This is a genomic window from Streptomyces sp. AA4 (assembly GCF_000158875.1).
Lineage (GTDB): Bacteria > Actinomycetota > Actinomycetes > Mycobacteriales > Pseudonocardiaceae > Amycolatopsis.
In genome coordinates, this window is the sequence record NZ_GG657746.1 from 4,412,360 (window position 1) to 4,437,229 (window position 24,870).

Below are 24,870 nucleotides of genomic sequence, written 5' to 3' on the forward strand. Positions count from 1 at the left end.
TATGCTGACGTCCATGGCATCCGGAACCTGGGCCGTGCGCGAGAAGCTCGACCGCGCCGACAGCGCGACCCGGCACGTGCTGCTCGCCGCCGCGCGGCGCGTCTTCGAAACCAAGGGCTTCGCGCTGACCACCGTCGCGGACATCACCCGCGAGGCGGGCGTCGGGCGCGCCACGTTCTACGTGTACTTCGCCGCCAAGGAGGAGGTCTTCGCGGTGCTGGCGCGCCAGGTGCGCGACCAGCTGGTGCAGGCGCAGGAGCTGACCGGGCTCGACCCGGACGACCCGTGGGCGGTGGCCGCGGCGACCACCACCGCGTACCTCGACGCGTACGCGGAAAACCTGTCCTTCCTGACCGTCCTCGACCACCAGGCGATCGCGGACCCGGCGATGGCGGAACTGCGCGAGGAGATCCACGAGCTGCCCACGAAACGGGGCGCCCGCTACATCCGGCGGCTCGCCGAGCGGGGGCTGGCCGACCCGGCCGCCGATCCGGAAACGGTCTCGCTCGGCGGCGGCGGCCTCGTCGCGGTCCTCGCCCCCGTGCTGGCCCGGCACCCCGAACGCCGGGACCAGCTCCTCGCCGATCTCACCCGGATGTACCTGCGGCTGCTCGGGCTGCCGCCGGAGAAACCCGCCGGACCGCGCTGAATCCGCTCTCGCGGATCGCCCGCGCCGCCGCGGAAAGACTGTCCTCTCGGCACTTCGGGTGCTAAACAGGACCTCCCCTGGTTTCACCGCAGTCTTACCCGGTGCGCCCGGCCCGGGGCTACGGGCGCGCCGCCGAGGAAGGGTTGCCATGCCTGTGAAGCGCTTCTTCACCGCCACGATGGCCACCGGGCTCGCCGCCGTCTGCGCACTGGGCGCGGCGCCCGCGGCCTCGGCGAAACCGGCCCCGCCGCCGACTCCGGTAGCGGAGGGCTCCGGAGGCGCGGTCGTCTCCGACACCGTCGAATCCACCCAGGCCGGGATCGACGTGCTGCGCCACGGCGGCACCGCAGCCGACGCCGCGGTCGCCGTCGCCGCGACGCTCGGCGTGACCGACCCGTACGTCGCCGGGCTCGGCGGCGGCGGGTATTTCGTCTACTACGACGCCCGCACCAAGACCGTGTCCACTATCGACGGGCGCGAGACCACCCCGGCGGGCGACTCGTCGTCGATGTTCCTCGACCCGGCCACCGGCAAGCCGTACGCGTTCGAGACCGCCGTCGAGAGCGGCCGTTCCGTCGGCGTGCCGGGGATGCTCGCCACCTGGCAGCGCGCCCTGCAGCGGTGGGGCAAGTTCAGCCTCGCGGACAACCTGAAGCCCGCGGAGAAGGTCGCGCAGCACGGGTTCGTCGTCACGCCGGAGTTCGAGCGGCAGACGCAGTCCGTCGCGGCGAAGCTGGCCCACTTCTCCCCCAGCGCCGAGCTGTTCCTGCCCGGCGGAGCCGCCCCGAAGGCCGGTTCCGTGCTGCGCAACCCCGATCTCGCCACGACCTACCGGCAGATCGAACGCGAGGGCATCGGCGCGTTCTACGGCGGCTCGGTCGGCCGGGACCTCGTGCGGACGGTGCAGAACCCGCCTGCCGCGCCCGGCACCGCGAGCCCGCTGACCGGCCCGATGCAGCTGTCCGACCTGCGCGCGTACCGGGCGCTCGACGGCACGCCGACGCACATCAACTACCGCGGCTACGACGTCTACGGCATGGCCCCGTCCTCCAGCGGCGGCATCACCGTCGGCGAATCCCTGAACATCCTGGGCAACTTCCCGCTGTCCACGATGGACCAGACGCAGGCGCTGCACCACTACCTGGAGGCGAGCCGGCTCGCGTTCGCCGACCGCAACCGCTACATCGGCGACGCGCGCTATGTGAACGTGCCGCAGCAACAGCTGCTCTCCAAGCGTTTCGCGGCGTCTCGCGCGTGCCTGATCGATCCGAACAAAGCCGGGTCGAGCCCCGTCGCCCCGGGCGATCCGTACGCCCCCGGCCCGGGCTGCGCGACCGCTCCGGCGGCGTCGTCGGACAGCAACGAGCAGCACACGAACCACTTCGTCGTGACCGACAAGCAGGGCAACATCGTGTCCTACACCAACACGATCGAACAGCTGGCCGGCAGCGGCATCACCGTGCCCGGACGCGGCTTCCTGCTGAACAACGAGCTGACCGACTTCAACTTCGCCCCGACGCAGGGTTCGGCGCCCGACCCGAACCTGCCCGCGCCGGGCAAGCGGCCGCGGTCGAGCATGTCGCCGACGATCGTCCTGCACGACGGCAAGCCGTTCCTCGCGGTCGGTTCGCCCGGCGGCGCGACGATCATCACGACCGTCCTGCAGATCCTGGTCAACCGGCTCGACCTCGGCATGACCCTGCCGGACGCGATCGCCGCCCCGCGCGCCTCCCAGCGGAACGCCGCGACCACCGACGCCGAACCGGCCTTCCTCGCCCTGCCCGTCGTGCAGGGGCTCGAAGCGCTGGGGCAGAAGTTCAAGAACGCGGGCGCCATCGGCGTGGCGGCGGGGATCGAATTCCTGCCGCACGGACAACTGCTGGCCGCCGGGGAACCGACCCGGCGCGGCGGCACTTCCGCGGCCGTGGTGGACCGGAAGCACTGACCTCGGGACGTCCCGCCGCCTTTCCCGGGCGGCGGGACAGGACCGTGCGGAGTCTTGAGAATCAAGCTTGCGCGACCCGCGATACTCGTCCCGTGGACAACCTCATCGACCTGGACGCCGCCGCGCGGCAGATCGCTCAGCGGCGCGGCGAGTGGCACCGTCTCGGCATCACCGCGGGCGAGACCACTTGGCGGGACCAGGCCGATGTCTGGCCGCACCGGATCGTCACCGATCGCGCGGCCGTCGTCGATGCCGATTCGATCGGCGTTGCGCTCGCCAAAGGCTCGCAGGAGGGAAGCGTCGTGCTGTTCACGGGCGGCTGGGCGGATTTCTTCTACTGGAACGGCGAAGCCGACGGTCCGGTCACCGACGAGGCACCCGGGTGGGGCGACCCGCTCGACCTCGCGAAATTCGGCCAGCTCTTGGATCGGCTCACCAAGCTGTTGGCCTGACTGTCCGCCGATACCGCTCCAAGTGCGGAGCCGTCGCAGATCGCAACTTGCTCGCGCTCACACGGGAAGCAGCACTGGACGTTTCGCGCTGCGGCCGTCCCCGGAAGACCTGCCGAGCAACCGTCGGACCAGCCAAGGGCCGAGAAACTCCGCTAGCCAACGGAGTTCCGCGCCGACCTTGCGCCACGCCGGTTTGCGGACGGCAGGCGGCAGCGGAGCGCTCCAGCTGTCGTCGCTGCCGGGGAGGCCGAGGCGGTGCGCGACGGCCGCCGCGATGCGGGCGTGTCCGATCGGGTTGGCGTGCAAGCGATCCGCGCACCAGAGACGCGGGTCGCTGGCGACTTCGTGCCGGTCGCAGTCCACGACCGTGACCCCGTATCGGGCGGCCGCGGAACGGATTCGGCGGTTGAGGTCGGCGACTCGCGGGCGCAACGGGGCCGCGATCGGGGCGATTCGCCCGAGGTCGGGGAAGGCAAGGGTGACTACCTCGGCACCGGCAGCGGTGAGTGCGGCGAACATGGCCGTCAGGTGCGCTTCCACGGCGTCGGCGTCGTAGCCGGGGCGGAGCACGTCGTTCATTCCGGCGACCACGGTGGCCAGTGTCGGACGCAGAGCCAGCGCCGGGGCGAGCTGTTCGGCACGCACCTGACCGGCGAGGCGTCCGCGGACGGCGAGGTTGGCGTACTCCACCGGCTCGCCGGCCGCGGCGAGATGCTCGGCGAACCGGTCCGCCCAGCCGCGGTAGCCAGTGGCCTCGTCGCCGTCCCCGATGCCCTCGGTCTGGCTGTCGCCCAAGGCCACGTAACGGATCGTCACGCACCGGCCTCCTGTTTGATCTGCTCGAACCGGGCGGCCATCGCTTCGCTGAGCGCCGTCGCCGCGGAGAGCGGGCGCACCATGACCACGAAATCGTCGATCAGCCCGTTTTCGTCGGTGTGCAGGAAATCGCAGCCGTTGATCTCCTTGTCCCCCACCTTCGCGGTGAAGACCAGGGCGTGGTCGTGCCCGTCGGCGCTGGAGATCTCCCGGACGTAGCGGAAATCGGCGAAAACCTGGCTCACGGCGCGCAGGATGGCCGAGGTGATCGGCTTGCCGGGGTACGGCCGGTACGCGACCGGGCTGGTGAACGTCACGTCGTCGGCGAGCAGCGCTTCGACGGCGGTGTGGTCGCCGCTCTCGACGGCCTTCCGGAACGGGTGCACGCTGCCTCCTACTAACTTTGTTGATTAAGTGCAGCCGAGATTAATCACCGGAGTGCTACCGTGTCCAGGTGTCCTTGAAGTTCGCGATCCTCGCCTCCCTGCTGGAGGGCGAGTTCTCCGGGTACGACCTGGCCAAGTCGTTCGACGCGTCGGTCGCCAACTTCTGGCAGACGACCCCGCAGCAGCTCTACCGCGAACTCGAACGGCTCTCGGCCGAGGGCATGATCGCGGCGCGCGTCGTCGAGCAGGAACGCCGGCCCAACAAGCGGGTGTTCCGCCTCACCGCCGACGGGCGGCGCGCCCTGCACGAGTTCACCGCGACGCCGGTCCAGCCCACCACGATCCGGGACGACCTCCTGGTCAAGGTGCAGGGAAGCGACGCGGGCGACGCCGAAGCGGTGCTCGCCGCCGTCGAGGAACGCATGGAGTGGAGCCGCGCCAAACTCGCCCGGTTCGAGCGGCTGCGCGAGCGCATGCTGGACGGCCGGTCGGAAAGCGACTACCTGCGCGAGAACGACCGCGTCGGGCCTTATCTGACGTTGCTGCGCGGAATCTCCTTCGAAAAGGAGAACTTGCAGTGGGGCGAGCACGCCGCGCGGATCCTGCGGCAGCGCGCCGAATCGGGCGTTTCCCGGCCCGCCTAGCGCGGAGGTGGCGGAGCCGTCCTCGTTGACGTATACCCGTGCTGTGGCGGATACGACGGTGGGACTGTTGCATCCGGGCCGGATGGGTTCGGCGATCGCGGCGCAACTGATCGCGGGCGGGCATCGGGTGTTGTGGTGCCCGGCCGGGCGGTCGGCGGGAACCGCGCGACGAGCCGCGGAGACCGGGCTGACCGCGGCGGAGACGATTCCCCAGCTCCTCGAGCGGAGCGCGGTCGTGTTCTCGATCTGCCCGCCCGCCGCGGCCGAGGAGGTCGCCGGATGTCTCGGGGACTACCGCGGGGTCTACGTCGAGGCGAACGCCATCAGTCCACATCGGACAGCCGCGATCGCCGACCGGGTCCGCGCGACCGTGGTGGACGGATCGATCATCGGTCCTCCCCCGGACGAGCGCTCGACCGCCCGCGTCTACCTTTCCGGCCCGGACGAAGCCGTCGAACTGGTGCGGGGACTGCTGGCCGGCAGCAGGGCGGAACCGGTGCCGCTGGGCGGACGGATCGGCGCGGCGAGCGCGGTGAAGATGGCCTACGGGTCGTTCCAGAAGGCCTCGCGTGCGCTGGCCGCGGTCAGCCACGCGATCGCCGACGACTACGGTGTCGGCGAGCACCTCCGCAAGGAAGCGAACGCCTTCGGCGGCAACGCGCTGGCAGACACCGCCGGACTGCCGTCCGCGGCTGCGCGCGCCTGGCGATGGGCACCCGAAATGCTGGAGGTCGCCGAAACCGCCCGGGCGCTCGGTCTCCCGGACGCCCTCGCCACCGGCGCGGCCGAGGTGATGTCGCGCTGGGCGGACGACAAGGACGACTTCGACCTCGACCTTCCGGCCACGCTGCGCCACCTGCACCGCGAGTGACCGGGCCGGGCCGTGATCTCGCCCGGCGACGTCCCGGAACTGAGTTTTGGCTTGTGCCCGCGGCACACTGTCCACCCGCGACAGACGCGGATTCCCGGCGGCCCCGGGCGGCGCCCGCGAGCAAAACGTCCGGTTGGTGCCGCAGCGGCCCGCCCGAGTGACCGCGGCCACTCGACCCGCTCCTTGCCAGACCCCAGTTGATCTGTTGTGCTTAGCCTTACCTAATCACCCGGACCGGCAAAGGGGTGTCGTCGGCGATGTACGCATGTGTCTGCGCGGCTGTGACGATGCCGCAGGTCGAGGCCGCCGTCATGGCCGGAGCCCGCAGCGTCGAGGAGATCGGCGAGCGCTGCGCCGCCGGGACCGGCTGCGGAACCTGTCACGAACGGCTGAACCGGATCCTCCTCGAACGCGCCGCCCCGCAGGACCTCGCGCACAGCGCCTGACCAGCACGCTCCGCTCCGGTTGTGAGGCGCATCACGCGTGGGTAGCATCCGGTCCGGTCGAGGCCGGAGGTGCGGACGATGCAAGGCGACGACGAGGTGCTCGCGCTGCTCAACGAGCAGCTGACCAGCGAGCTGACCGCGATCAACCAGTACTTCCTGCACGCTCGGATGCAGGCCGACTGGGGGTTCACGAAGCTGGCCGCCAAAACCCGCGCCGAGTCGATCGAGGAAATGCACCACGCCGAATGGCTGACCGACCGCATCCTCCTTCTCGGCGGCCTCCCGAACTACCAGCGGCTCCTGCCGATCAACGTCGGCCAGACGATCCCCGAGATGTTCTCCTCGGACCTCGCGATCGAAATCGACGTGCTCGACCGGCTCCGGCCCGGCATCCCGATGTGCCGCGCCCACGGCGACGCGGGCAGCGCGAACCTGCTCGAGAAAATCCTTCTCGACGAGGAGCACCACGTCGATTACCTGGAAACGCAGCTGGAGCTGATCGACAAACTCGGCGAGCAGCTGTACCTGGCGCAGCTCGTGGATCAACCGCCCACCGCGGGCTGACCTCCGCCCGGGTAACGAAACACCACGGCACGGCGACTCACTGTCACACCACCGGCACTGCCGAACCCCGGAGGACGCCGTGTCCGACGACGACCGCGAAGAGACGACCCTGCCGCTCCCGGCCGAGCCGCCGTCCCCTCCGTCGGAATTCGCCTACCCGACTATCGGGACCGAGAAAGTCCTCGACGGAGGCATTCTTCCGGACCCCGCGGAAGACCGCGACAAATGACCGCCGGGCCCGAACCGGCGGACAGCGCGAGGAAATCCGGGCCCGTGATCGCGAGCCTGATAGACAAAGAGATCGACAACGCCCGCGCGAACGCGAGTTCCCTGCAGGTCCGGGGACTGGCGGTGATCAGTTCTTCCGGAACGCTGGTCACGCTGCTTTTCGGGCTCTCCGCGCTGTCGACGAAAGCCCAGAACTTCGTGCTCCCGGACGCGGTCAAGCTTCCGTTGTACCTGGCGGCCGCGCTGCTGGTGCTCGCCGCGGCCGCGGGGATCTTCACCAACGCGCCCCGGAGAAGCGACGCGATCGCGCTGAAAAACCTCACCCCGTTGATCGCCGAGGACCAATACTGGAACGCGCCGTCGAGCTACGCGGAAAGGGAAGTCGCCAAAACCCGGCTCACGGTGCTGCAGAACTCGCGGGCGATCAACATCAGCACCGCGCGGACCCTGCTCGTCGCGATCGTTCTGGAGATCGCCGGGGTCGCGTGCGTCACCTGGGCCGTCACGAGCCTCGTCTCGGCCTGATCGGGTGGTGCGGCTCGCTCCGGAAACTGTCGGTGCCGCGTGCGAAGCTGGCGGGGTGGAAGTGCACTTCGACGCTGAACTGTGGATCTGGGACGCACGGCGGACCGAAACCTGGACCTTCGTCAGCCTGCCCCGCGACATCTCCGACGAGATCCGCGAACTGGGCGGCCCGCGCCGCGGCTTCGGATCGAGGCGCGTGCAGGTCCGGGTCGGCGCCACGACGTGGCGGACGTCGATCTTCCCGGACAGCACGCGCGGCTACGTGCTGCCGGTGAAACGCGCGGTGCGCAAAGCGGAGAAGCTCGATCCCGGCGACGTCGCCCGGGTGACCGTCACGGTGCTCGACCTCTGAGGTCGGCGAAGCAGGTCCACCCGTGCCTTGCGCCACTGCACGCGTCCCGTGACGGGATCCGCCACCGGGTAACCGCCGCCGGGTTCGGGCAGCCACAGCGATCCTCCGGCATGGTCCGGTGCGGTAGCCGCCAGGTCGGTCTCGGCTCGGACGAACGCACGGGCAGTGGTGGCGGCCAGGCCGAGTTCAGCCAGTGCGCGGCCCGCAGCGCAGCAGGAAGCGGCGGGGCCGATCGCTGAGATCACGAATCCCGCGCCAGCCGCCGACGAGCGCCACGTTCGCGGAAACGGCCAGATGTCCGGTGAAAGCGGGAACGTCCGCGGACCAGAGCCGTCGCCCGGTCGCGAGGTCCAAACAGGACAGTCGCGGGGTGTTTCGCGGTATCACCAGGCAGCGGTCCCCGGCGACGACAATCGCGCGCGGCCAGGTGCCGACGGGAGCGTCCCATCGCACCGAGCCATTTGCCGGGTCGAGGCTCACCAGTCTGGTGCTGCGCTCGTGAACGATGAGGTGATCGCGCGTCACCGCCAGGACCGAGGCAACGCCGCGTTGATGCAACGGCCGCTCCCACCCGATTTCGATCACCGCGCCAGACCACCACGATCGTCCGATCCTGGGCAACCGCTTTCAGCGTCGGCCGCCGGAGGGACAGCGCGCCTCATCGTGCGCGTACCGGGGTTGCGCGGTTACCGTCCGGTCATGTTGTCAGGTGTGCAAGTCACCGCTCGCGGGCTCGGGGTGCGCGGACCGAGGGGGCCGGTGTTCGAGAACGTCGATCTGGACGTGCCCGCGGGCGCGATCCTGGCCGTGCACGGCGCGGCCGGGACCGGGCGGACCTGCCTGCTGCTCGCTCTCGCGGGCCGGATGCGGCTCAATTCGGGCGCGGTGCGCGTCGGTGCTCATCTTCTGCCCGACGACCACCAGGAGGTCCGCCGCACGGTGGCGGTCGCCGCGGCGGGTCCGGCGCTCTCGCTGGAGCCCCGGCTGCGGGTCGACGAGCTGATCGCCGAACGCACCTGGCTGGCGCGCGTGACGACCGCCGCCGTGCGGGACGCGCTCGACCTGGTCGGTCTCGACGTTCCGGGGAAAGCGACGGCGGAGGAACTCGGCACGGCCGGTTCGGCCCGGCTGGCGCTGGCGCTGTCCCTCGCCGAACGGCCGGGCGCGATCGTGCTCGACGATCTCGACCGGGACTGCACCCCGGACCAGCGCCGGGAGGTCTGGGCGGCGGCCGGGCGGGTCGCCGCGACCGGGGTCACCCTGCTCGCCAGTTCCGTCCGTCCCGCGCCCCCGGACCTGGAGACGGTCCGGCTCGCCCTGCCGGCGCTCAGCACCGACCGGCTGCCCGACGACTCGGCACCGGAGGAAGCCCGATGAAGGCGGTACGGCTCGCGCTCCTCGAACTCCGGCGCTTCCGCGGCAGCCCGCTGCGCCGCCTCGTCCCCGTGGTCCTGTGCCTGGTTCCGCTGCTCTACGGCGCGATGTACCTGTGGGCCAACTGGGATCCGTACGGCAAGCTGAGCAGCATCCCGGTCGCGGTCGTCAACGAGGACCGTCCGGCGCAAGGGCCGCAGGGCGAGCCGATCGACGCCGGAAACCAGCTCGTCCAGCAGCTCAAGGCCGCGGGCACGTTCGACTGGCATTTCGTCGACAGCGGCGAAGCCCGGGCCGGGCTGACCGACGGCCGCTACTACTTCACGATCACCGTTCCGCCGGACTTCAGCGGCAAGCTGGCCACCGCGGCGAACACGCGCCCCGAGCAGGCGGGGATCGGCATCGAACTCAACGACGCCAACAACTACGTGGTCGGCATCATGACCGAAGTGGTACAGCCGGAGCTGCAGGACCAGATCAACGCCGCCGCCCACGCCGCGTACGTGCGCAGCATCTACGGCGAACTGTCCGACGTACGCGACAAGCTCACCACCGCTTCCGACGGCGCGCACCGGCTGGTCGACGCCACCACGGTCGGGCAGCAGGCAGCCACCGCTCTCACTTCGGGCACCGACACGTTGCGCCAAGGCACAGCGCAGATCTCCAGCGGCGCGGACCGCGTTTCCCAAGCCGTGCACACGCTCGGCGGTCAGGCCCGGAAAGTCGGCCAGGTCGTGTCCGATCAGCTGCCGGGCGCCGCGGCCACTCTCAGCGGGGTCACCGGCGTCACGGCACGAGGACTCGCCGCCGCGCACACCGGCACGGCGCAGATCAGCCAGTACACCCAGCGCGGCACCGCCGATCTCACGCAGCTCGGCGACACCTTCCCGCAGCTTCGGGGCGATCCGGCGTACCAGCGTGCGCTCGCGGATGCGCACCAGCTCAGCGACGCGACCGCGCGAGTGGACGGGGACACCGCGGCGGCCGATCGCACCGCACAGCAAGCGTTCCAGCAGGCACAGGCGCTGCAGGCGAACGTCGGCACCGCCCAGCAGAACATCAACGCGCTCAGCGGGTCTACCGTGCTGCTCGACAACGGTGCGCAGGACATCAGTGCCGGCACGCGCACGCTTACCGCCGGGCTGACCACGCTGACCAAGGGCGCGACCACCGCGCAGACCGCCGCCGACCAGGCGCACAGCGGCGCGGCCGACGTCTCCGGCGTCATCGATGACAGCCTCAAGCGCATCCCGCAGACCAACCCCGCCCAGATCGCCCACGCCGCCGAGGTCCTGGGCAACCCGGTGCACGTCGACCGGCAGAACCTCAACCCGGCCGGCGTGTACGGGCGTGGTTTCGCGCCCTTCTTCTTCGGGATCGCGCTGTGGGTGTTCGGCCTCTTCGCCTACCTGCTCCTGCGTCCGCTGAACAAACGCGCGCTCGCCTCCCGGGTGTCCGCCGCCACCGTCGCCGTGGCCGGCTGGCTCCCCGGGGCGATGCTCGGCTGCGTCGGAGCGCTGGTCCTGTACGCCGTCGTGGATTTCGGGCTCGGGCTCGATCCGCTTCACCCGGTGCTGACCGTGCTCCTGCTGCTCGTCGGCGCGGCCTCGTTCGTGGCGATCGACCATTTCCTGCGCACCGCGCTCGGCGCTCCCGGCGACGTGCTGTCGCTGGTCCTGCTCATCCTCCAGCTGACGTCGTCCGGCGGCCTGTACCCGATGCCGACGACCCCGGGGTTCTTCCAGTTCCTGAATCCCCTGCTGCCGATGACCTACCTCGTCGACGGCCTGCGCGTCACCGTCTCCGGCGGCCTCGGCACGCACCTCGTCCGGGACTTCGCGGTCCTGGCCGGCTTCGCGGTCGTGGCGCTCGTGGGCACCAGTCTCGCCGCCAACCGGCAACGGAGATGGACCGTCGCCCGGCTGCATCCCGAAATCGAGCTTTGACGGGACCCGCTACCGCGCCAAAATCCGCACCGCCGCGGCGACGTCCTCCTCGGTGTTGAAGTAGTGGAATCCGAACCGCACCCGGTCGCCGAGGGCCGTTGCTCGCACGCGGGCCTTCGTCAGCTCTGCCGCCAGTTCGGGCGCGCGATCCGTTGCCACCACGGCGATCTGCGACAACGGCCCATCCGTCACCCGCCGGTAGCCCTGCGCTTGGGCTTCGTCGAGCAGCATTCCCGCCAACCCCACGACATGTCGTTCCACGGCCGCCGGATCGAGGCTGGACAACAGGGTCAGCGCGGCGCACGCGCCGACCCACGAAAACCAGGCCGGGGACGCGTCGCACCGGGACGCCTCGGCGGCGAGTTCCAGCGGGCCGCCGAAATAGCCGTGCGGCGGCGAGGTCGACTTCCACCCCGGCGCGAGCGGCGTCAGCTCGGCCGCCCGGTCCGGACGCGCCACCAGCCAGGCCGTGCCACGCGGGCAGAGAAGCCACTTGTACCCGTGCACGGCGAGGTAATCCGGGCGGACCGCGGCGTAATCGAAGTGCAGCGCGCCTAACGATTGGGTCAGGTTCACGAACAGCCGCGCCCCGACCTCGTCGGTCGCCGCACGCAGCGCGGGAAGGTCGAATCGCTGTCCTTCGCGGCTGGTCACCTCGCTTACCGCGAGCAGCGCGACCTCCGGGTCCAGCGCCGCGATCAGGTCCTCGACCCCGCGCGCCGGGACGCTCACCACGTCGTGCCGGGCCAGCCACGGGTACCGGTTGCTGCGAAACTCCTCTTCCGCTACCACGACCTTGCTGCGGGGCAAGGAATTCGCGACCGTCGCGGCGGCCTCGGCGAGGGACGAGACCGCGGCGACCGTCGACGAGGGCACTCCGACGTAGTCCGCGAAAAGAGAACGGGCTCGCGCGGACGCGCCGTCCCACGCGAGCCAGTCGAAGGTGCCGGACGACCAGCTGTCCAGAGCTTCCCAGAGCGCCGAGACGACCGGCGCGGCACCGGGCGGGGCGCCGGGGGTGTCCAGCCAGACCTGGTCTGCCAGCGCGGGGAACAGGGCGCGGAACTCCCCCGGCGTCATCGCGGCACCGCGGCGGTCGCCTCGATTTCCACGACGATTTCCGGCCGGGCCAGGGCCGACACGACGACCATCGACTGCGTCGGCCAGTCCTGGGCGGGGAACCACCTGGCGAATACCTCGCCGACGGCGGCGCGGAAACCGGCCAGGTGCTCGGTGCCTGCGACCATGCTGAACACCTTCACCAGGTGTTCCGGCCGAGCGCCCGCGGCGGCGAGCACGCGTTCGATGTTCGCCAGCACTTCGCGGGTCTGCGCTTCCGCGTCTGGTCCGGCGAGAGTGCCATCCGGCAGTGCGCCGATCTGGCCCGAGATCAGCACCAGTTCGTGGCCAGCCTCCACGCGTGCGACGTGGCTGTAGCGGCCGACCGGGGCGCCGACGGTGTCGGGATTCCAGCGCTTCATCAGTTGTCCTCCTTCAGCGAGAAGTGCACTGCCGCCAGGGAATCCCGAAGCACCGACAGGGCTTCGTCGGCTTCGGCGACGGTGACGGTCATCGGCGGCGTCACGCGCAGCACGTTGCCGAGCAGGCCGCCGCGGCCGATCAGCAAGCCCCGCTCCCGCGCGGCTTCGAGCACCGCCCCGGTGGCGGCGACGGCGGGTTCGCGGGTGCCCGGGAGCACCAGTTCGACGCCGATCATCAGGCCCATCCCGCGTACCTCGCCGATCAGCGGGTTGTCGATCGCGCGCAGGCCGCACATCAGGTGTTCGCCGACCTTGTCCGCGTTGGTCTGCAGGTCGTGGTCCAGCAGATAGTCCACAGTGGCCACTCCGGCGGCGGTGGCGAGCGGGTTGCCGCCCGCGGTGGAGATCGAGTTCGCGGTCAGGCAGTCCATCAGGGACGCGCTCGCGACCACCCCGCCGATCGCGACGCCGTTGCCGAGGCCCTTCGCGAAGGTGATCGCGTCGGGAACCACGCCGAAGCCGTTCATCGCGAAGAACGACCGCCCGGTCCTCCCCCAGCCCGACTGGACCTCGTCGGACACCAGCAGGATGCCGTACTCGTCCAGGACTTCCTTCATCGCCGGGAAAAAGCCCTCCGGCGGCGTCGCGAATCCGCCCGCGCCCTGCACCGGCTCGGCCAGCAGGCAGGCGACGTCCCCGGACGTCGAGGTTTCCAGGATCGTCCGCAATTCCTCGGTGCAGGCGGCGACGAACCCGGCGTCGTCGAGGTCCCGGAACGGGCTGCGGTAGCGGTAGCCGCTGTGCACGTAGGTGACCGCGAGCGGGCTGAGCGCGGTCGCGGACCAGCCTCGGATGCCGGTCGCCGCGACGGTGCCGAACGAACGGCCGTGGTAGCTCCCGCGCAGCGCCAGCACCTGGTGCGACCGGCGGCGCTGGGTGGCGAGCAGCAACGCCGCCTCCACCGCCTCGGTGCCGGAGTTGACGAAGAAGACGCGCGGATCGGCGATCCCGGACTGACGGGCGATCCGCTCGGCCAGTTCGACCTGGTTGCGGATCAGGTACAGCGTCGAGGAATGCAGCAGCCGCCCGGCCTGCTCCCGGATCGCCGCGGTGATCTCCGGGATGTCGTGGCCGACCATGGTGGCCAGCAGCCCGCCGAAGAAGTCCAGGTACTCGCGGCCCTCGCCGTCGGTGACGCGGCGGCCGGTCCCGCGGACCAGTTCGATCGGGGCGTCGTAGTACAGGTTCAGCCAGCTCGGCATCACCTGACGGTGCCGCTGCAGCAGCTCGGCGTGGGACACGGGGCCTCCTCGGGCGGGGCGACGGGGTCCCGCGGACCGTAGGCGCCCGCCGGGCCGCGCCACTTCCGTCCGCGCGCCGAATTTCAGATAATCGAAAAACGGGTTCAGTTTGCTGCACCGGGCCCGGCCGGCGGCGCAGAGTCTGCCGGTCCGACAACGGGGACGGCGAACTGGAGGTGACGATGCCTCGACCGACTGGGCACGACGTGCGCTCGCGCGTCGACGCGGTGGCTGAGGACATGCTGGAGCTGCTGGCCGCGACGGTGCGCGCGCCGAGCGAAAGCGGCTGGGAGGACCGGGTCGCCGGGGTGTACGCCGACTGGTTCGCCGGCCGCGGCTGGCCGGTGACGAGGCAGCTGATCGGCCCGACCGGCCTCGCCGAGGGCGAACCCCGGCCGGAGGCGCGCGAGAACCTCGTCGCCTGGTATCCGCGGCGGCGCGGGCTTCCGTGCGTGGTGCTCAACGGGCACCTCGACGTCGTTCCCGCCGGCGACGAGCAGCAGTGGACCCATCCCCCGTACTCCGGGCTGCGCCGCGACGGGCACGTCCACGGCCGCGGCTCGGTCGACATGAAGGGCGGCATCGCGGCCGGTCTCTACGCCCTCGCGGTGCTCGAAGACCTGGGCGTCGACCTGCCGTTCGACGTCGCGGTCCAGCTCGTGGTCGCCGAAGAGACCACCGGGGTCGGCACCCGGGCCGCGGCGCTGGAGGTGCCGGACCCGGTCGCGGCGCTCGTGCTGGAACCGACCGACGGCGCGATCGTGCCGATCAGCACCGGGCTGCTGTTCTTCACCGTGGACGTCACCGGCGTCGCCGCGCACACCTCGGCGCCTTGGCGGGGCGTGGACGCGTTCGAGCTGCTGATCCGGGTGCGGGAGGCGCTGGCGGAGTTCGCGCGCAAGCGATCCGCTTCCTATCGCCATCCGCTGTTCGACGGGGTGCCGACCGCCATCCCGTTCGCGGTCGGCACCGCGCGCGCCGGGAGCTGGCGCGCGGCCGTGCCCGACTTCGCGACGATGTCCGGCCGGATCGGGCTCAAACCCGGCGAGGACCCGAACGCGGTCCGCCGGGAGGTCGAGCGGGTCCTGGCGCAGTTCGCGGCCACCGACGACTGGCTGCGCGAGCATCCGCCCGTTGTCCGCTGGGACCACGAAGGCCTGCCCGGCTGGGAAACTCCGATGGACAGTCCGCTGGTCGCCGCTTTGCGGTCGGCGCAGAAGGAGTCCGCCGGCGCGGAGCTCCTCACCGGTTTCACCGCGGGTTCGGACGCGGCGTTCTTCGGCTCGCGCGGGATTCCGACGGCGATCTTCGGGCCCGGCGAAGTGACCAAGGCGCACGCACCCGACGAGTCTGTCGCCGAACGCGAGGTCGTGGCGGCAGCGGAGGTGCTCGCCCTGGCGCTGGCCCGCCTGGAGGTGGGCGATGGCTGACGGCTCGGCCACGGTCCTGCACACGCTGGAGCGCGGTCTGCAAGTGCTCGAAGCGGTCGCGGCGGCCGACGGTTCGGCGACGGCGAAGGTGCTGAGCCGCCAGCTCGGCATCAAGATCGGCACCTGCTACCACCTGCTCCGCACCCTCGTCGCGGGCGGCTACCTGCTGCGCCTGCCCGGCGGGCGCTACGACGTCGGTCCGCGGGCGGCGTCGCTGAGCCGCCATCTGCAGCGGCGGTCCGGCCCGTCGCCGGAGCTGGCGCTGATCCTCACCCGGCTGCACAACAAGACCCAGGAAACGTCGTACGTCGCCGGCTGGCACCACGGAACGCTTACCCTGCAGCACTTCCTGTCCGGCCTGCACACGCTGAACGTCGGCAACCTCGACGTCGGCTACACCGGCAGCATGCACGCCCGCGCGTCGTGCAAGGCCGTGCTCGCCTTCCTGCCCGAGGAGCAGGTGGCCGCGATGTTCGACGGCGTGCCGATGGAACCGGTCACGCCCAACACGATCACCGACTACGAAGCGCTCGCGGCCGACCTCGCCGCGATCCGCCGCCGCGGCTACGCCTTGGACCTGGAGGAATTCAGCGCCGGGGTGTGCTGCGTCGCCGCCCCGTTCTTCGGCGAGGGCGGCGTCCCGGCGGGCGCGTTCACCGTTTCCGTTCCCCAGCCCCGTTTTGTCGAACGCCAGGCGTGGCTGGTCAAGGAAGTGCGCGAGGCGGCCGTGATGGCCAGCGGCCTGCTGCGCACCGGACGGCTGGTCGTGCCCACGCCCGAACAGTCGGCGTGGTCCGGCCGCGACGTTTCCTGACCTTTTTCCCGTTCCGGAAAACGAAAGTGGGTACCCCCATGCCCGAAACCGCCGCCCTGCTGCGCCATTTCGAGGCGATGCAGCGCATCCGTTCCTTCGAAGAGGAAGTCGCCCGCCTGCGCGGGACCGGCGACATCGTCGGGTCGGTCCACCTGTGCAACGGCCAGGAGGCCGTCTACGTCGGAGCCTGCGCCGCGCTCGACCTCGAACGCGACGCGGTGTTCCCCACCTACCGCGGCCACGGCTGGACGCTCGCCTGCGGTGCCCCGCCGCGCGCATTGTTCGCCGAACTTCTCGGCCGCCAAACCGGAATCAACGGCGGCCGCGGCGGTTCCGCGTACCTGACCGCTCCGTCGCACGGGATGTACGGCGAGAATTCGATCGTCGGCGCCGGTGCCCCGATCGCCGCCGGAGCCGCGCTAGCCGCCACCTTCGACGGTTCCGGCCGGGTCTCACTCGCCGCGTTCGGCGACGGCGCGCTCAACCAGGGCGCGGTGCACGAAGCGATGAACTTCGCCGCCGTACGCCGCCTGCCGGTGATTTTCCTGGTGGAGAACAACCATTATTCCGAACTGACACCCATCGCCGACATGGTGCGCATCGACAAGCTCTTCCGGCGCGCGTCCGCCTACGGCATGCCCGGCGCGCGGATCGACGGCAACGACCCCGAAGCCGTCCGCTCCGCCGTCGCCGAGGCGGTCCGCCGCGCCCGCGACGGCGAAGGTCCGGTCCTGCTCGAAGCCATGACCCAGCGCATCGTCGGCCACTACATCGGCGACGCCCAGCACTACCGGCCCGCCGGGGAACTCGAAGCGGCCACCGCCGCGGAACCCATCGGTGCCCTGGTATGGCAACTCCTCTCGGTCGGCGTCGCACAGTCCGAAGTGGACACCATCGTCGAACGCGTCCACCGCGAGATCGCCGACGCCTCCGCCCAAGCCCTCGCCGACCCGATCGCCGACCCCGCAACCGTTCTGGAGCTCCTCTATGCCTGAGACCAAGAAACTGTCCTACGCCGAGGCAGTCAACGCCGCGTTGCGCCGCGCGCTCGACGAGCGGCCCGAAGCGCTGCTGTTCGGCGAGGACGTCGGCAAGCCCGGTGGCGTGTTCGGCGTGACCAAGGGGCTGCACAAGCAATTCGGCGAGCGCGTTTTCGACACTCCGATCTCGGAGTCGGCGATCCTCGGCGGCGCGGTCGGGTCGGCGATGTTCGGGCGACGCCCGATCGTCGAGATCATGTGGGTCGACTTTTCCCTGGTCGCGCTGGACCAGCTGGTCAACCAGGCGGCGAATGTCCGCTACGTGTCGCGCGGGGCGTTGTCCGCGCCGATCACCGTCCGCACCCAGCAGGGCAGCGCGCCGGGCGCGTGCGCGCAGCATTCGCAGAGCCTGGAAGCGTTCTTCGCGCACGTGCCGGGTCTGCGCGTCTGCCTGCCCGCCACCCACCAGGACGCCTACGACCTCCTTCTTTCCGCCATCTGGTGCGACGATCCAGTAGTCGTGATCGAGAATCGCACGCTGTATCACGCGGGCAAGGAAGAGGTCGAGATCGGCGGCCCGATCCCGGAAATCGGCGGTGCCGCCGTGCGCCGGCCCGGCAGGGACGTCACGGTGCTGACCTGGGGCGCCATGCAGCACCGGGTTCTCGAAGCCGCCGAACGGCTTTCCGCCGACGGCATCGACGCCGAAGTCGTCGACGCGCGCTGGGTCCGTCCGCTCGACCTCGACGCGGTCCTGGAAAGCGTGCGCCGCACCGGCCGGCTCGTGGTCGCCCACGAGGCGCACACGGTCGGCGGATTCGGCGGCGAGGTGGTGGCCGCCGTCGCCGAATCCGGCGTGCCGCTGCACAGCCCGCCGGTGCGGGTCGGCGCGCCCGACGCCCGCATCCCCGCCGCCCCGGTCCTCGCCGGCGCGGTCATCCCGACCGCCGACGTGATCGCCGAAGCCATCGCCCGAACCGTCCGCGCCTGACCTCCGGAGACTCCCCATGCCCCCTGTTCTTCCCGCGGTGTCCATGCCCGCGTTCGCGCCGCTGTACGGCGTCGGCGCGGAATCGGTGGACCTGCGCTGGCTCACCGTCGAATACCGCACCGATCCCCAGGTGCTCGCCGAAGTCCTCCCCGCGCCGCTTGCGCCGACCGACGATCCGCGCGTCGCCGTCTGGGTCGCCGAGTTCCTCGGCGCGGAGTTCCGCCTGCCCGACGGCACGGTGGAACGACGTCCGCCGTATCTGCAGGCCGGCGTCTGCGTCCAGTGCCGCCGCCACGAGGAGGTGGGCGCGTATCCGCTCACGTTCTTCATCGAAGGCCTCAACCACGGCACGCTCGGCCGGGAAATCTTCGGGCTGCCCAAGAAACAAGCCCGTGCCGTGACGCTCGACGAGGACGGTTCCTCGGCAACCGGCCGGATCGTGACCGCGAACGGCATCGAGGTCGTCACCGTCACCGCGCAGGCTGCCCGGCGGCACTCCGAGATCGATCCGATCCCGGACTGGTTCGCCAGCCACTTCCCCCTGAAGCTCATCCCGAGCGCCGAAGGCACCGGCTACGACATCAGCCGCCTGGTGCGCGTCCCGTTCCGGACCTCGCAGCCCGGCGAAGGCTGGGAAGGCACCGCCGACGTCGTACTGCGACCGTCCACTTCGGACCCGATCAGCACCCTGCCCCGCACCGAAGTCGTCCGCGCCCGGTACGGCCGGGTCCGGCTCGAGGTCGGCTTCGGCACATACCTCGACCACGTCGACCGGATCCCGGTCCTCGGCACCCCGGACTGGGGCGCCGCGGCGGAGAAAGCGAGCGTCCGATGACCACCGCGGCGGCCCCGGCCCGGACCACGATCACCCGCGCCCAGCGCACGTCGATCATCGCCGCGTGCATCGGGAACTTCATCGAGTGGTACGAATTCGTCCTCTACGGCTACCTCGCCTCCACGATCGCCGTCCTCTACTTCCCGGTCGCCGACCCGGCCGCCGGGCTGCTGCTGACCTTCGCGGTGTTCGGCGTCAGCTTCGTGGTGCGCCCGCTCGGCGGCGTCGTGTTCGGCTACATCGGCGACCGGTACGGCCGCCGCAGCGCGCTGTCGGCGATCATCCTGCTGATCTCGCTGGGCACCGCGCTCATGGCGGTGGTGCCGCCGTACGCGTCCATCGGCGTCGCCGCCCCGATCCTGATCCTCGTGCTGCGGCTGGCCCAGGGCCTGTCCGCGGGCGGCGAATGGACCGGCGCGGTCTCCTACATCATCGAAAGCGCGCCACCGGGCAAACGCGCGTACTACGGCAGCTGGCAGACCATCACGATCGTGCTCGGCATGATGGTCGCCGGGCTGTCCAGCCTGCTGTGCACCGAACTGCTGAGCCCGGCGGACCTCCAGTCGTGGGGCTGGCGGATCCCGTTCCTGGCGGCGCTGCCGCTCGGGCTGGTCGGGCTGTACCTGCGGCTGCGGCTCGGCGAAACCCCGGCGTACACCGAACTCGCCGCCGAGGACAAGCACGAGCGCGCGCCGCTGCGGGCGACGCTGCGGCACGACTGGCGCTCGATGGTCCGCATCGCCGCGCTCGTCTGCTCGCCCACCATGTGCACGTACGTGCTGCTCGTGTACGGGCCCACCTACCTGGCCACCGTCCTGCACGTGCCGCCGGGCCGGGCCAAGATCGCCGGGTTCGCCGCGATGACGATCCTGATCGTGCTCACCGTCGTCTTCGCGCGGATGTGCGACCGGATCGGCCGCAAGCCGTTCCTCATCGCCGGGGCGGCGTGGGTCCTCGTGACCGCTCCGCTCGGATTCTTCCTGCTGCACCGCGCTTCGCTCGGCTTCCTGATCGCCGGCCTCGGCGTCATGGTGGTCGGCGAGGCGCTGATGCTCGGACCGCAGCCGGCGCTGTTCGCCGAGCTGTTCCCCACCGCCCGCCGCTACAGCGGGGTCGGAATCGGCTACAACGCGGGCGTCGTCCTCTTCGGCGGCGCCGGACCCTTGGTCGCCACAGCGATCCTCGAAGCGACCGGAAGCACCTACGCGCCCGCCTGGTACCTCGCCGGCGGCGCGCTGATCAGCCTGGTCGCGGCGTTCCTGACGCCCGAGACCCGGCACAACTCCCTCCAGGGAGGAACGCCATGACCGAAGCGTGGGCCGAAAACCGCGAGGACTACGCGCTGCGCCCGGTGCCGTCGAGTTACCAGAAGTGGAGCGTGCCGTCGCTGTTCGGCGTCATGTTCGGCATCACCACCGCGATGTTCTTCTTCTCCTGGGGCGGCACGCTGGTGCGCGCCTACGGGACCGCGAATCTCGTGATCGGGCTGGTGATCGCCACCGTCATCGTCGGCGCGCTGGCTTACCTGTGGACCAGCGCCGCGTCCCGCAGCGGGCTCGGGTCCGACCTGCTCACCCGCGGCGCCGGGTTCGGCTTCCTCGGCTCGACCGTGACGTCGCTGATCTTCGCGGTGAACTCGGTGCTGTTCTTCGCCTTCGAGGGCTCGATCATGGCGAACGCGGTGATGGCGCAGTGGCCGTCGGTGCCGCCGTGGGTCGTGTACGCCGGTACGGGCGCGGTGTTCATCCCGCTGACCTGGTACGGCCTGCGGCTGGTGAACATCCTGATGTGGGTGACGCTGCCGGTGTTCGCGGTGTTCATGGCGCTGACCGTCTGGCACGCCGCGCACACGCCGGTCGACGTCGGCTTCTGGTCCTACCGCCCGGCCGGCGGCGCGGATGCGACGGCCGGTCCGCCGGTGCTGCAATTGCTCGCCGCCGCGTTCGGCGTCGCCGGGACCATCCCGGTCGCCGCGGACTTCGGCCGGTTCATCCCGGCGAAACGCCGCCGTCTCGGGTCCTTTGTGGTCGGCCCGGTGTTCGCCGCGGTGACCTTCCTCGGCCCGACGCTGCTGGGCGCGTGGCTGTCGCTGCGGTTCGGCGAAACCGACCCCGGCAAGTACCTGCCCGACGTGTTCGGCGTGTGGGGCGTGCTGTTCGTCGTCACCACGCAGCTGCGGATCAACCTGAGCAACGCTTACTCCGGCTCGCTGCAGTTCGCCGGGTTCTTCTGCCGGGTGTTCGGCGTGACGCCCGGACGGCACTGGTTCGTGGTGCTCACCGTGGTCCTGGGCGCGGCCGCGATGTTCGGCGACCTCTACAGCCGGCTCAACGCGGTGCTCACCTTCGGCGGCGTGTTCATGCTCGCGTGGATCGCCTGCGTGGTCGCGGACATGACGATCAACAAGCGGTTGCTGCGGCTGTCTCCCCCGCACTTCGAGTACCGCCGTTCGCGGCTGCCCGCGTTCAACCCGGTCGGGCTCGGCGCCATCGCCGGCGCGCTGATCGTCTCGGCTCCCCCGGCCTTCGGGCTGTTCGGGCCGCTGGGCATGACGCTGGCCCCGTTCATCGCCGCGGCTGCCGCATTTGTGCTGGTGCCCGCGATCGCGCTCGCCACGAAGGGCCGGTACTACACCGTCGCCTCGACCGCCGGGGACATCGTCGCCGAGGACCTCGTGAAGTGCGTGGTGTGCTCCGAACCGCACGCCAGCGCGGACTTCGTCTCCTGCCCGTTCCATCGCGGCAGCGTCTGTTCGGTGTGCTGCGCCGCCGAACGCGCCTGCCGTTCCGTCTGCAAGACCGCATCCGTTGCCCTGGAAAGGACCCCGGCATGAACGACGACCTGCTCGCCCGCGTCCAGCGGCTCGAAGACCTCGAAGCGATCCGCCGGCTCAAAAGCGATTACGCGCGCACCTGCGACCTCGGCGCGGACCCCGACGCGCTGATGGCGCTCTTCGCCCCGGACGGCGAGGTCGTGTGGCGCAGCAACGTGTTCGGCGAGCACCGCGGGCACGACGCGATCCGCAAGTGGTTCTCCGGTGTGGCCGGGATGATGCCGTGGGCCGCGCATTTCATGGTCAACCCGGTGATCGACGTCGCCCCGTCCGGCGACACCGCGCACGGCCGGTGGGATTTGCTGGAATTCGCCACGATGACGGGCACCGACGGCTACGAGCCGGTGCTGATGACCGGCTGGTACACCGACGAGTTCCGCAAGGTGGACGGTCGGTGGTATTTCCGCACGATCGACATCGCCATGCAGCAGATGTCCGGCTGGCACGAGGGCTGGGTGCGCGAACCGCATCGAGGGGGCGACCCGCTCGTGGTCGCGGCCGGACGGGCGCTGCGGTGAAGGTTCCCGACAGCCGGCGGCAGGCCGAACGCCTCGGCCTGCCGGTCAGCCCGGCCGAACTGCCCGAGGTGCAGGAGCTACTCGCGGAAATCCTTGAGACGGTCGGCTCCTTGCCGCGGCCGGAGCCTTCGGCCGCGGCGCCCCGGACGGTGCGCGCACCGTCCACAGAGGACGATCCGCTCCACGCGGTGTCCTGGTGGACGGACGCCGAACCCACCGGATCCGGTGCGCTGAACGGGTTCCGGGTCGCGGTGAAGGACTGCGTCGCGGTGTCCGGCGTCCCGATGACCGCCGGTTCCGCGTTGCTCGCCGACTTCCGGCCGGACGCCGACAGCACCGTCGTCGCCCGGTTGCGGGCCGCCGGGGCGCGGATCGTCGCGACCACGCGGATGGACGAACTCGGCCTCGCCGCGGGCGGCGACACCGGACCGGGCGGCGCGGTCCGGAACCCGTTCGACCCGGCGCGCACCGCGGGCGGTTCGTCGGCCGGATGCGCGGCCGCGCTGCACTATCCCGGAGTCGACGTCGCGGTCGGCGCCGACCAGGGCGGTTCGGTCCGCGTTCCGGCGGCGTGGTGCGGTCTTTTCGGGCTCAAGCCGACGCGCGGCCTGGTTCCGGCGACCGGTTCGCTGGGGATCGACCACACCGTCGACCACCTCGGCCCGCTCGCCCGCACGACCGCGGACCTCGCCCGGGTCCTCGACGTGCTCGCCGGTCCGGACGGCGCCGATCCCCGGCAGGTCGGCCTGCCGGAGCCGGTCGACTATTCCGCCGCCGTCGCGGAGGCCCCGGCTTCGCTCGCCGGGGTCCGGCTGGGCTTGGTCCGGCTTCCCGGCACGACGCCCGAAGTGCAAACCGCACTGGAACTGACGGTGGCCGCGCTGACGAAACTCGGCGCGACCGTCGTCCCGGTGGACCTGCCGGAACTCGCCGACGCGGGTGCACTGTGCTTCGGCACCACCGTCGAAGGCACGGCCGCACTGCTCGCGTCCGGCGGCAACGGATACCAGTGGCTCGGCCAGTACTGGCCGGAACTGGCGAACGGTCTCGCGCGCGGCTGGCGCGAACGGGCCGGGGACCTCGGACTGGCCGCGAAAGCCGTCCTGCTCGCCGGTTCCTACCTGCAGGAAACCTACCGCGGCGAGTGGTACGCGATCGCGCAGAACGCCCGGGGCCGCCTGGTGCGGGGATACGTGCGCGCCCTCGACGGCGTCGACGCGCTGCTCGCGCCGACCACGCCCGGACTGCCGCATCCGGTCGAGGTCGCGTCCCCGATCGAACGGGTCCGGCGAGGCTGGGCGGTGCTGGCCAACACCGCGCCGGCCAACCTCACCGGGCACCCCGCGCTGAGCATGCCGCTCGCGGAAGCCGCCGGACTGCCGGTCGGCGTGATGCTGACCGGACGGCATTTCGAGGACGCCCGGCTGCTGCGGATCGCCGCGGTCTGCGAACGGGAGCTTGGCATCCGGCCGGGCTAGCGCATTGCCGACTGGCCGAACTGGCACGTCCCTCCGCCCACCCCGGCGACCATCCCGCGCTCACCGAACCGCTGCCGCCCGGCGTCCGGTCGGTGCCCTGCCGACCGGACGCCACTTCGACGACGCCCGGCTGCTGCGGATCGCCGCGGTCTGCGAACGGGAGCTTGGCGTCCGGCCGAGTTAGTGCGCTGCCAGCCCGGTCCGCGTTCAGGCGGGCCGGGCGAACCCGTCCAGCCAGTCGCCGAGCAAGGCGTGCACGGCGGCTGGCTGGTCGAGGTGCACGTTGTGGCCCGCGCCGTCGAGGACGGCCAAGGTCAGGTGCGGGTAGTGGTCCAGCAGCGCGAGCTGGTCGCGCCAGCCGACCAGGTGGTCCTGTCTCCCGGTCACCATCAGGTGCCTTCCGCGGTGCACACCAAAAACCGACTCCGGATTCCTGCTCAGCAGATACGCCTTGAGCAGTTCCGCGGCGTCCTCCCGGTGGTGCGCGCGGATCCCCGGCAGCACGTGGTCGCGGAAGGCCCGCCAGCCCGCTTCGTCCTGGTGCAGCGCGATCGCCGAGAAGGCCTCCCGGTCGGCCGGGTCGAGCGACGCCAAGAGGCGCTCGTCCCGGGCGAGTACCTCCCGTTCCGGCAAGGTCCGTTCGCCGGCGCGGTTGACCAGCGGTGCGAGCAACGCCGTCCCGAGCACCTGCGGGCCGCGTTCGGCCACGAGGTGTCGGGCGAGCATGCCCCCGTAGGAGATGCCTACGACCGCGAACGGTTCGTCGCCGATCACGGCATCCACGAATCGCAGGACTTCTTCGGCCATGGCGTCGGAGGTGACCGGTCCGGTCAGCCTCGGCGACAGCCCGGAGCCGGGCAGGTCGACGTAGAGGCGGTGCCAACCGGTTCGGGCCGCGAAGACCGGTTCCAGCGGAAGCAAGAGCCGGTGGTCGACGGTGTAACCGTGCAGGAGCAGGACCGGGGTCCCGCTGCCGTGTTCGACGTGGTGGAGCGAGTGTTCAGCCATCGA

At 71.1% G+C, this 24,870-nt stretch carries 28 protein-coding genes; 21 read left to right on the forward strand and 7 right to left on the reverse strand.

Annotated elements, in window-relative coordinates; all coding sequences use genetic code 11:
* Window positions 1-13 precede the first annotated feature (13 nt).
* The 3 genes from SSMG_RS20325 to SSMG_RS20335 all read left to right on the forward strand — a co-directional run bounded on the left by SSMG_RS20325 (window position 14) and on the right by SSMG_RS20335 (window position 3,046).
* Window positions 14-649 (forward strand): TetR/AcrR family transcriptional regulator, encoded by a 636-nt coding sequence (locus SSMG_RS20325; RefSeq protein WP_199785943.1) that lies wholly within the window; start codon window positions 14-16, stop codon window positions 647-649.
* A 148-nt stretch (window positions 650-797) separates the two neighbouring features.
* Window positions 798-2,594, forward strand: coding sequence for a gamma-glutamyltransferase (ggt, locus tag SSMG_RS20330; protein ID WP_009078977.1), 1,797 nt, complete (start codon window positions 798-800; stop codon window positions 2,592-2,594).
* A 92-nt stretch (window positions 2,595-2,686) separates the two neighbouring features.
* Window positions 2,687-3,046, forward strand: coding sequence for a hypothetical protein (locus SSMG_RS20335; protein WP_050788233.1), 360 nt, complete (start codon window positions 2,687-2,689; stop codon window positions 3,044-3,046).
* A gap of 57 nt (window positions 3,047-3,103) precedes the next feature.
* Here the strand turns inward: SSMG_RS20335 and SSMG_RS20340 are convergent, their stop codons facing one another.
* A complete protein-coding gene (locus SSMG_RS20340; RefSeq protein ID WP_009078983.1) occupies window positions 3,104-3,862 on the reverse strand; it encodes an SGNH/GDSL hydrolase family protein in 759 nt (252 codons plus the stop codon).
* Window positions 3,859-4,248 carry a nuclear transport factor 2 family protein gene (locus SSMG_RS20345; protein WP_009078984.1) on the reverse strand — a complete coding sequence of 130 codons (390 nt, stop codon included), beginning with the start codon at window positions 4,246-4,248 and terminating at the stop codon, window positions 3,859-3,861. Before SSMG_RS20345 ends, SSMG_RS20340 begins: the two co-directional genes overlap by 4 nt.
* A 68-nt stretch (window positions 4,249-4,316) precedes the next feature.
* Between SSMG_RS20345 and SSMG_RS20350 the strand changes: the two genes are divergently transcribed.
* The 7 genes from SSMG_RS20350 to SSMG_RS20375 all read left to right on the forward strand — a co-directional run bounded on the left by SSMG_RS20350 (window position 4,317) and on the right by SSMG_RS20375 (window position 7,878).
* Window positions 4,317-4,892: a PadR family transcriptional regulator gene (locus tag SSMG_RS20350; protein WP_009078986.1), complete on the forward strand. Its 576-nt coding sequence runs from the start codon at window positions 4,317-4,319 to the stop codon at window positions 4,890-4,892.
* A 58-nt stretch (window positions 4,893-4,950) separates the two neighbouring features.
* A complete protein-coding gene (locus SSMG_RS20355) occupies window positions 4,951-5,763 on the forward strand; it encodes an NAD(P)-dependent oxidoreductase (RefSeq protein WP_009078988.1) in 813 nt (270 codons plus the stop codon).
* A 257-nt stretch (window positions 5,764-6,020) separates the two neighbouring features.
* Window positions 6,021-6,209 (forward strand): bacterioferritin-associated ferredoxin, encoded by a 189-nt coding sequence (locus SSMG_RS20360; RefSeq protein WP_037717597.1) that lies wholly within the window; start codon window positions 6,021-6,023, stop codon window positions 6,207-6,209.
* A gap of 78 nt (window positions 6,210-6,287) precedes the next feature.
* Window positions 6,288-6,773, forward strand: coding sequence for a bacterioferritin (gene bfr / locus SSMG_RS20365; RefSeq protein ID WP_009078992.1), 486 nt, complete (start codon window positions 6,288-6,290; stop codon window positions 6,771-6,773).
* 79 nt (window positions 6,774-6,852) lie between these two features.
* Window positions 6,853-7,002: a hypothetical protein gene (locus SSMG_RS45460; RefSeq protein ID WP_158688054.1), complete on the forward strand. Its 150-nt coding sequence runs from the start codon at window positions 6,853-6,855 to the stop codon at window positions 7,000-7,002.
* Between the two features lie 44 nt (window positions 7,003-7,046).
* Window positions 7,047-7,526: a hypothetical protein gene (locus SSMG_RS20370; protein WP_158688055.1), complete on the forward strand. Its 480-nt coding sequence runs from the start codon at window positions 7,047-7,049 to the stop codon at window positions 7,524-7,526.
* Between the two features lie 55 nt (window positions 7,527-7,581).
* Entirely contained in the window at window positions 7,582-7,878 is a 297-nt protein-coding gene (locus SSMG_RS20375) for a DUF1905 domain-containing protein (RefSeq protein ID WP_037717599.1), read from the forward strand.
* A 186-nt stretch (window positions 7,879-8,064) separates the two neighbouring features.
* Here the strand turns inward: SSMG_RS20375 and SSMG_RS20380 are convergent, their stop codons facing one another.
* Window positions 8,065-8,463, reverse strand: a complete 399-nt coding sequence (locus tag SSMG_RS20380) for a PQQ-binding-like beta-propeller repeat protein (protein ID WP_009078998.1) — start codon at window positions 8,461-8,463, stop codon at window positions 8,065-8,067.
* Window positions 8,464-8,577: 114 nt separating this feature from the next.
* On the opposite strand from SSMG_RS20380, the gene SSMG_RS20385 reads away from it, so the two are divergent.
* Window positions 8,578-9,255: an ATP-binding cassette domain-containing protein gene (locus tag SSMG_RS20385; RefSeq protein WP_009079000.1), complete on the forward strand. Its 678-nt coding sequence runs from the start codon at window positions 8,578-8,580 to the stop codon at window positions 9,253-9,255.
* Complete coding sequence (locus SSMG_RS20390; RefSeq protein ID WP_009079002.1) at window positions 9,252-11,198, forward strand: YhgE/Pip family protein; 1,947 nt, start codon at window positions 9,252-9,254, stop codon at window positions 11,196-11,198. The genes SSMG_RS20385 and SSMG_RS20390 overlap by 4 nt, the downstream gene beginning before the upstream one ends.
* Before the next feature lie 9 nt (window positions 11,199-11,207).
* Here the strand turns inward: SSMG_RS20390 and SSMG_RS20395 are convergent, their stop codons facing one another.
* The 3 genes from SSMG_RS20395 to SSMG_RS20405 are packed head-to-tail and all read right to left on the reverse strand — an operon-like array spanning window position 11,208 to window position 13,980.
* The gene (locus SSMG_RS20395; RefSeq protein WP_009079004.1) at window positions 11,208-12,278 is read right to left on the reverse strand and encodes an aminotransferase class V-fold PLP-dependent enzyme; all 1,071 of its coding nucleotides are present in this window, start codon (window positions 12,276-12,278) and stop codon (window positions 11,208-11,210) included.
* Entirely contained in the window at window positions 12,275-12,679 is a 405-nt protein-coding gene (locus SSMG_RS20400) for a RidA family protein (protein ID WP_009079006.1), read from the reverse strand. Before SSMG_RS20400 ends, SSMG_RS20395 begins: the two co-directional genes overlap by 4 nt.
* Window positions 12,679-13,980: an aspartate aminotransferase family protein gene (locus SSMG_RS20405; protein ID WP_009079007.1), complete on the reverse strand. Its 1,302-nt coding sequence runs from the start codon at window positions 13,978-13,980 to the stop codon at window positions 12,679-12,681. The genes SSMG_RS20400 and SSMG_RS20405 overlap by 1 nt, the downstream gene beginning before the upstream one ends.
* 182 nt (window positions 13,981-14,162) lie before the next feature.
* Here SSMG_RS20405 and SSMG_RS20410 point away from each other — a divergent pair, with 182 nt between their 5' ends.
* The 9 genes from SSMG_RS20410 to SSMG_RS20450 are packed head-to-tail and all read left to right on the forward strand — an operon-like array spanning window position 14,163 to window position 23,859.
* Window positions 14,163-15,410 carry a M20 family metallopeptidase gene (locus SSMG_RS20410; protein ID WP_009079009.1) on the forward strand — a complete coding sequence of 416 codons (1,248 nt, stop codon included), beginning with the start codon at window positions 14,163-14,165 and terminating at the stop codon, window positions 15,408-15,410.
* Window positions 15,403-16,224, forward strand: coding sequence for an IclR family transcriptional regulator (locus SSMG_RS20415; RefSeq protein WP_009079011.1), 822 nt, complete (start codon window positions 15,403-15,405; stop codon window positions 16,222-16,224). Before SSMG_RS20410 ends, SSMG_RS20415 begins: the two co-directional genes overlap by 8 nt.
* Before the next feature lie 38 nt (window positions 16,225-16,262).
* Window positions 16,263-17,219 (forward strand): thiamine pyrophosphate-dependent dehydrogenase E1 component subunit alpha, encoded by a 957-nt coding sequence (locus tag SSMG_RS20420; RefSeq protein ID WP_009079012.1) that lies wholly within the window; start codon window positions 16,263-16,265, stop codon window positions 17,217-17,219.
* The gene (locus tag SSMG_RS20425) at window positions 17,212-18,195 is read left to right on the forward strand and encodes an alpha-ketoacid dehydrogenase subunit beta (RefSeq protein ID WP_009079014.1); all 984 of its coding nucleotides are present in this window, start codon (window positions 17,212-17,214) and stop codon (window positions 18,193-18,195) included. The genes SSMG_RS20420 and SSMG_RS20425 overlap by 8 nt, the downstream gene beginning before the upstream one ends.
* A gap of 16 nt (window positions 18,196-18,211) precedes the next feature.
* Window positions 18,212-19,030: an acetoacetate decarboxylase family protein gene (locus SSMG_RS20430; RefSeq protein WP_100266835.1), complete on the forward strand. Its 819-nt coding sequence runs from the start codon at window positions 18,212-18,214 to the stop codon at window positions 19,028-19,030.
* Window positions 19,027-20,337, forward strand: a complete 1,311-nt coding sequence (locus tag SSMG_RS20435) for an MFS transporter (RefSeq protein ID WP_009079018.1) — start codon at window positions 19,027-19,029, stop codon at window positions 20,335-20,337. The genes SSMG_RS20430 and SSMG_RS20435 overlap by 4 nt, the downstream gene beginning before the upstream one ends.
* On the forward strand, window positions 20,334-21,863 hold the full coding sequence (locus SSMG_RS20440; protein WP_009079020.1) for a cytosine permease: 1,530 nt from the start codon (window positions 20,334-20,336) through the stop codon (window positions 21,861-21,863). The genes SSMG_RS20435 and SSMG_RS20440 overlap by 4 nt, the downstream gene beginning before the upstream one ends.
* A complete protein-coding gene (locus SSMG_RS20445; protein WP_050788235.1) occupies window positions 21,860-22,381 on the forward strand; it encodes a nuclear transport factor 2 family protein in 522 nt (173 codons plus the stop codon). Before SSMG_RS20440 ends, SSMG_RS20445 begins: the two co-directional genes overlap by 4 nt.
* Entirely contained in the window at window positions 22,378-23,859 is a 1,482-nt protein-coding gene (locus tag SSMG_RS20450) for an amidase family protein (RefSeq protein WP_037714309.1), read from the forward strand. The genes SSMG_RS20445 and SSMG_RS20450 overlap by 4 nt, the downstream gene beginning before the upstream one ends.
* A 207-nt stretch (window positions 23,860-24,066) precedes the next feature.
* Here SSMG_RS20450 and SSMG_RS20455 read toward each other — a convergent pair whose 3' ends face one another.
* Window positions 24,067-24,867, reverse strand: a complete 801-nt coding sequence (locus tag SSMG_RS20455) for an alpha/beta fold hydrolase (RefSeq protein WP_158688056.1) — start codon at window positions 24,865-24,867, stop codon at window positions 24,067-24,069.
* Window positions 24,868-24,870: the final 3 nt, after the last annotated feature.

Coding starts and splice junctions, on each gene's coding strand:
- SSMG_RS20445 (WP_050788235.1), top strand. CDS start 21,860: ATGAACGACGACCTGCTCGCCCGCGTCCAGCGGCTCGAAGACCTCGAA.
- SSMG_RS20415 (WP_009079011.1), top strand. CDS start 15,403: ATGGCTGACGGCTCGGCCACGGTCCTGCACACGCTGGAGCGCGGTCTG.
- SSMG_RS20390 (WP_009079002.1), top strand. CDS start 9,252: ATGAAGGCGGTACGGCTCGCGCTCCTCGAACTCCGGCGCTTCCGCGGC.
- SSMG_RS20425 (WP_009079014.1), top strand. CDS start 17,212: ATGCCTGAGACCAAGAAACTGTCCTACGCCGAGGCAGTCAACGCCGCG.
- SSMG_RS20385 (WP_009079000.1), top strand. CDS start 8,578: ATGTTGTCAGGTGTGCAAGTCACCGCTCGCGGGCTCGGGGTGCGCGGA.
- SSMG_RS20410 (WP_009079009.1), top strand. CDS start 14,163: ATGCCTCGACCGACTGGGCACGACGTGCGCTCGCGCGTCGACGCGGTG.
- bfr (WP_009078992.1), top strand. CDS start 6,288: ATGCAAGGCGACGACGAGGTGCTCGCGCTGCTCAACGAGCAGCTGACC.
- SSMG_RS20395 (WP_009079004.1), bottom strand. CDS start 12,278: ATGACGCCGGGGGAGTTCCGCGCCCTGTTCCCCGCGCTGGCAGACCAG.
- SSMG_RS20325 (WP_199785943.1), top strand. CDS start 14: ATGGCATCCGGAACCTGGGCCGTGCGCGAGAAGCTCGACCGCGCCGAC.
- SSMG_RS20360 (WP_037717597.1), top strand. CDS start 6,021: ATGTACGCATGTGTCTGCGCGGCTGTGACGATGCCGCAGGTCGAGGCC.
- SSMG_RS20440 (WP_009079020.1), top strand. CDS start 20,334: ATGACCGAAGCGTGGGCCGAAAACCGCGAGGACTACGCGCTGCGCCCG.
- SSMG_RS20430 (WP_100266835.1), top strand. CDS start 18,212: ATGCCCCCTGTTCTTCCCGCGGTGTCCATGCCCGCGTTCGCGCCGCTG.
- SSMG_RS20420 (WP_009079012.1), top strand. CDS start 16,263: ATGCCCGAAACCGCCGCCCTGCTGCGCCATTTCGAGGCGATGCAGCGC.
- SSMG_RS20455 (WP_158688056.1), bottom strand. CDS start 24,867: ATGGCTGAACACTCGCTCCACCACGTCGAACACGGCAGCGGGACCCCG.
- SSMG_RS20400 (WP_009079006.1), bottom strand. CDS start 12,679: ATGAAGCGCTGGAATCCCGACACCGTCGGCGCCCCGGTCGGCCGCTAC.
- SSMG_RS20435 (WP_009079018.1), top strand. CDS start 19,027: ATGACCACCGCGGCGGCCCCGGCCCGGACCACGATCACCCGCGCCCAG.
- ggt (WP_009078977.1), top strand. CDS start 798: ATGCCTGTGAAGCGCTTCTTCACCGCCACGATGGCCACCGGGCTCGCC.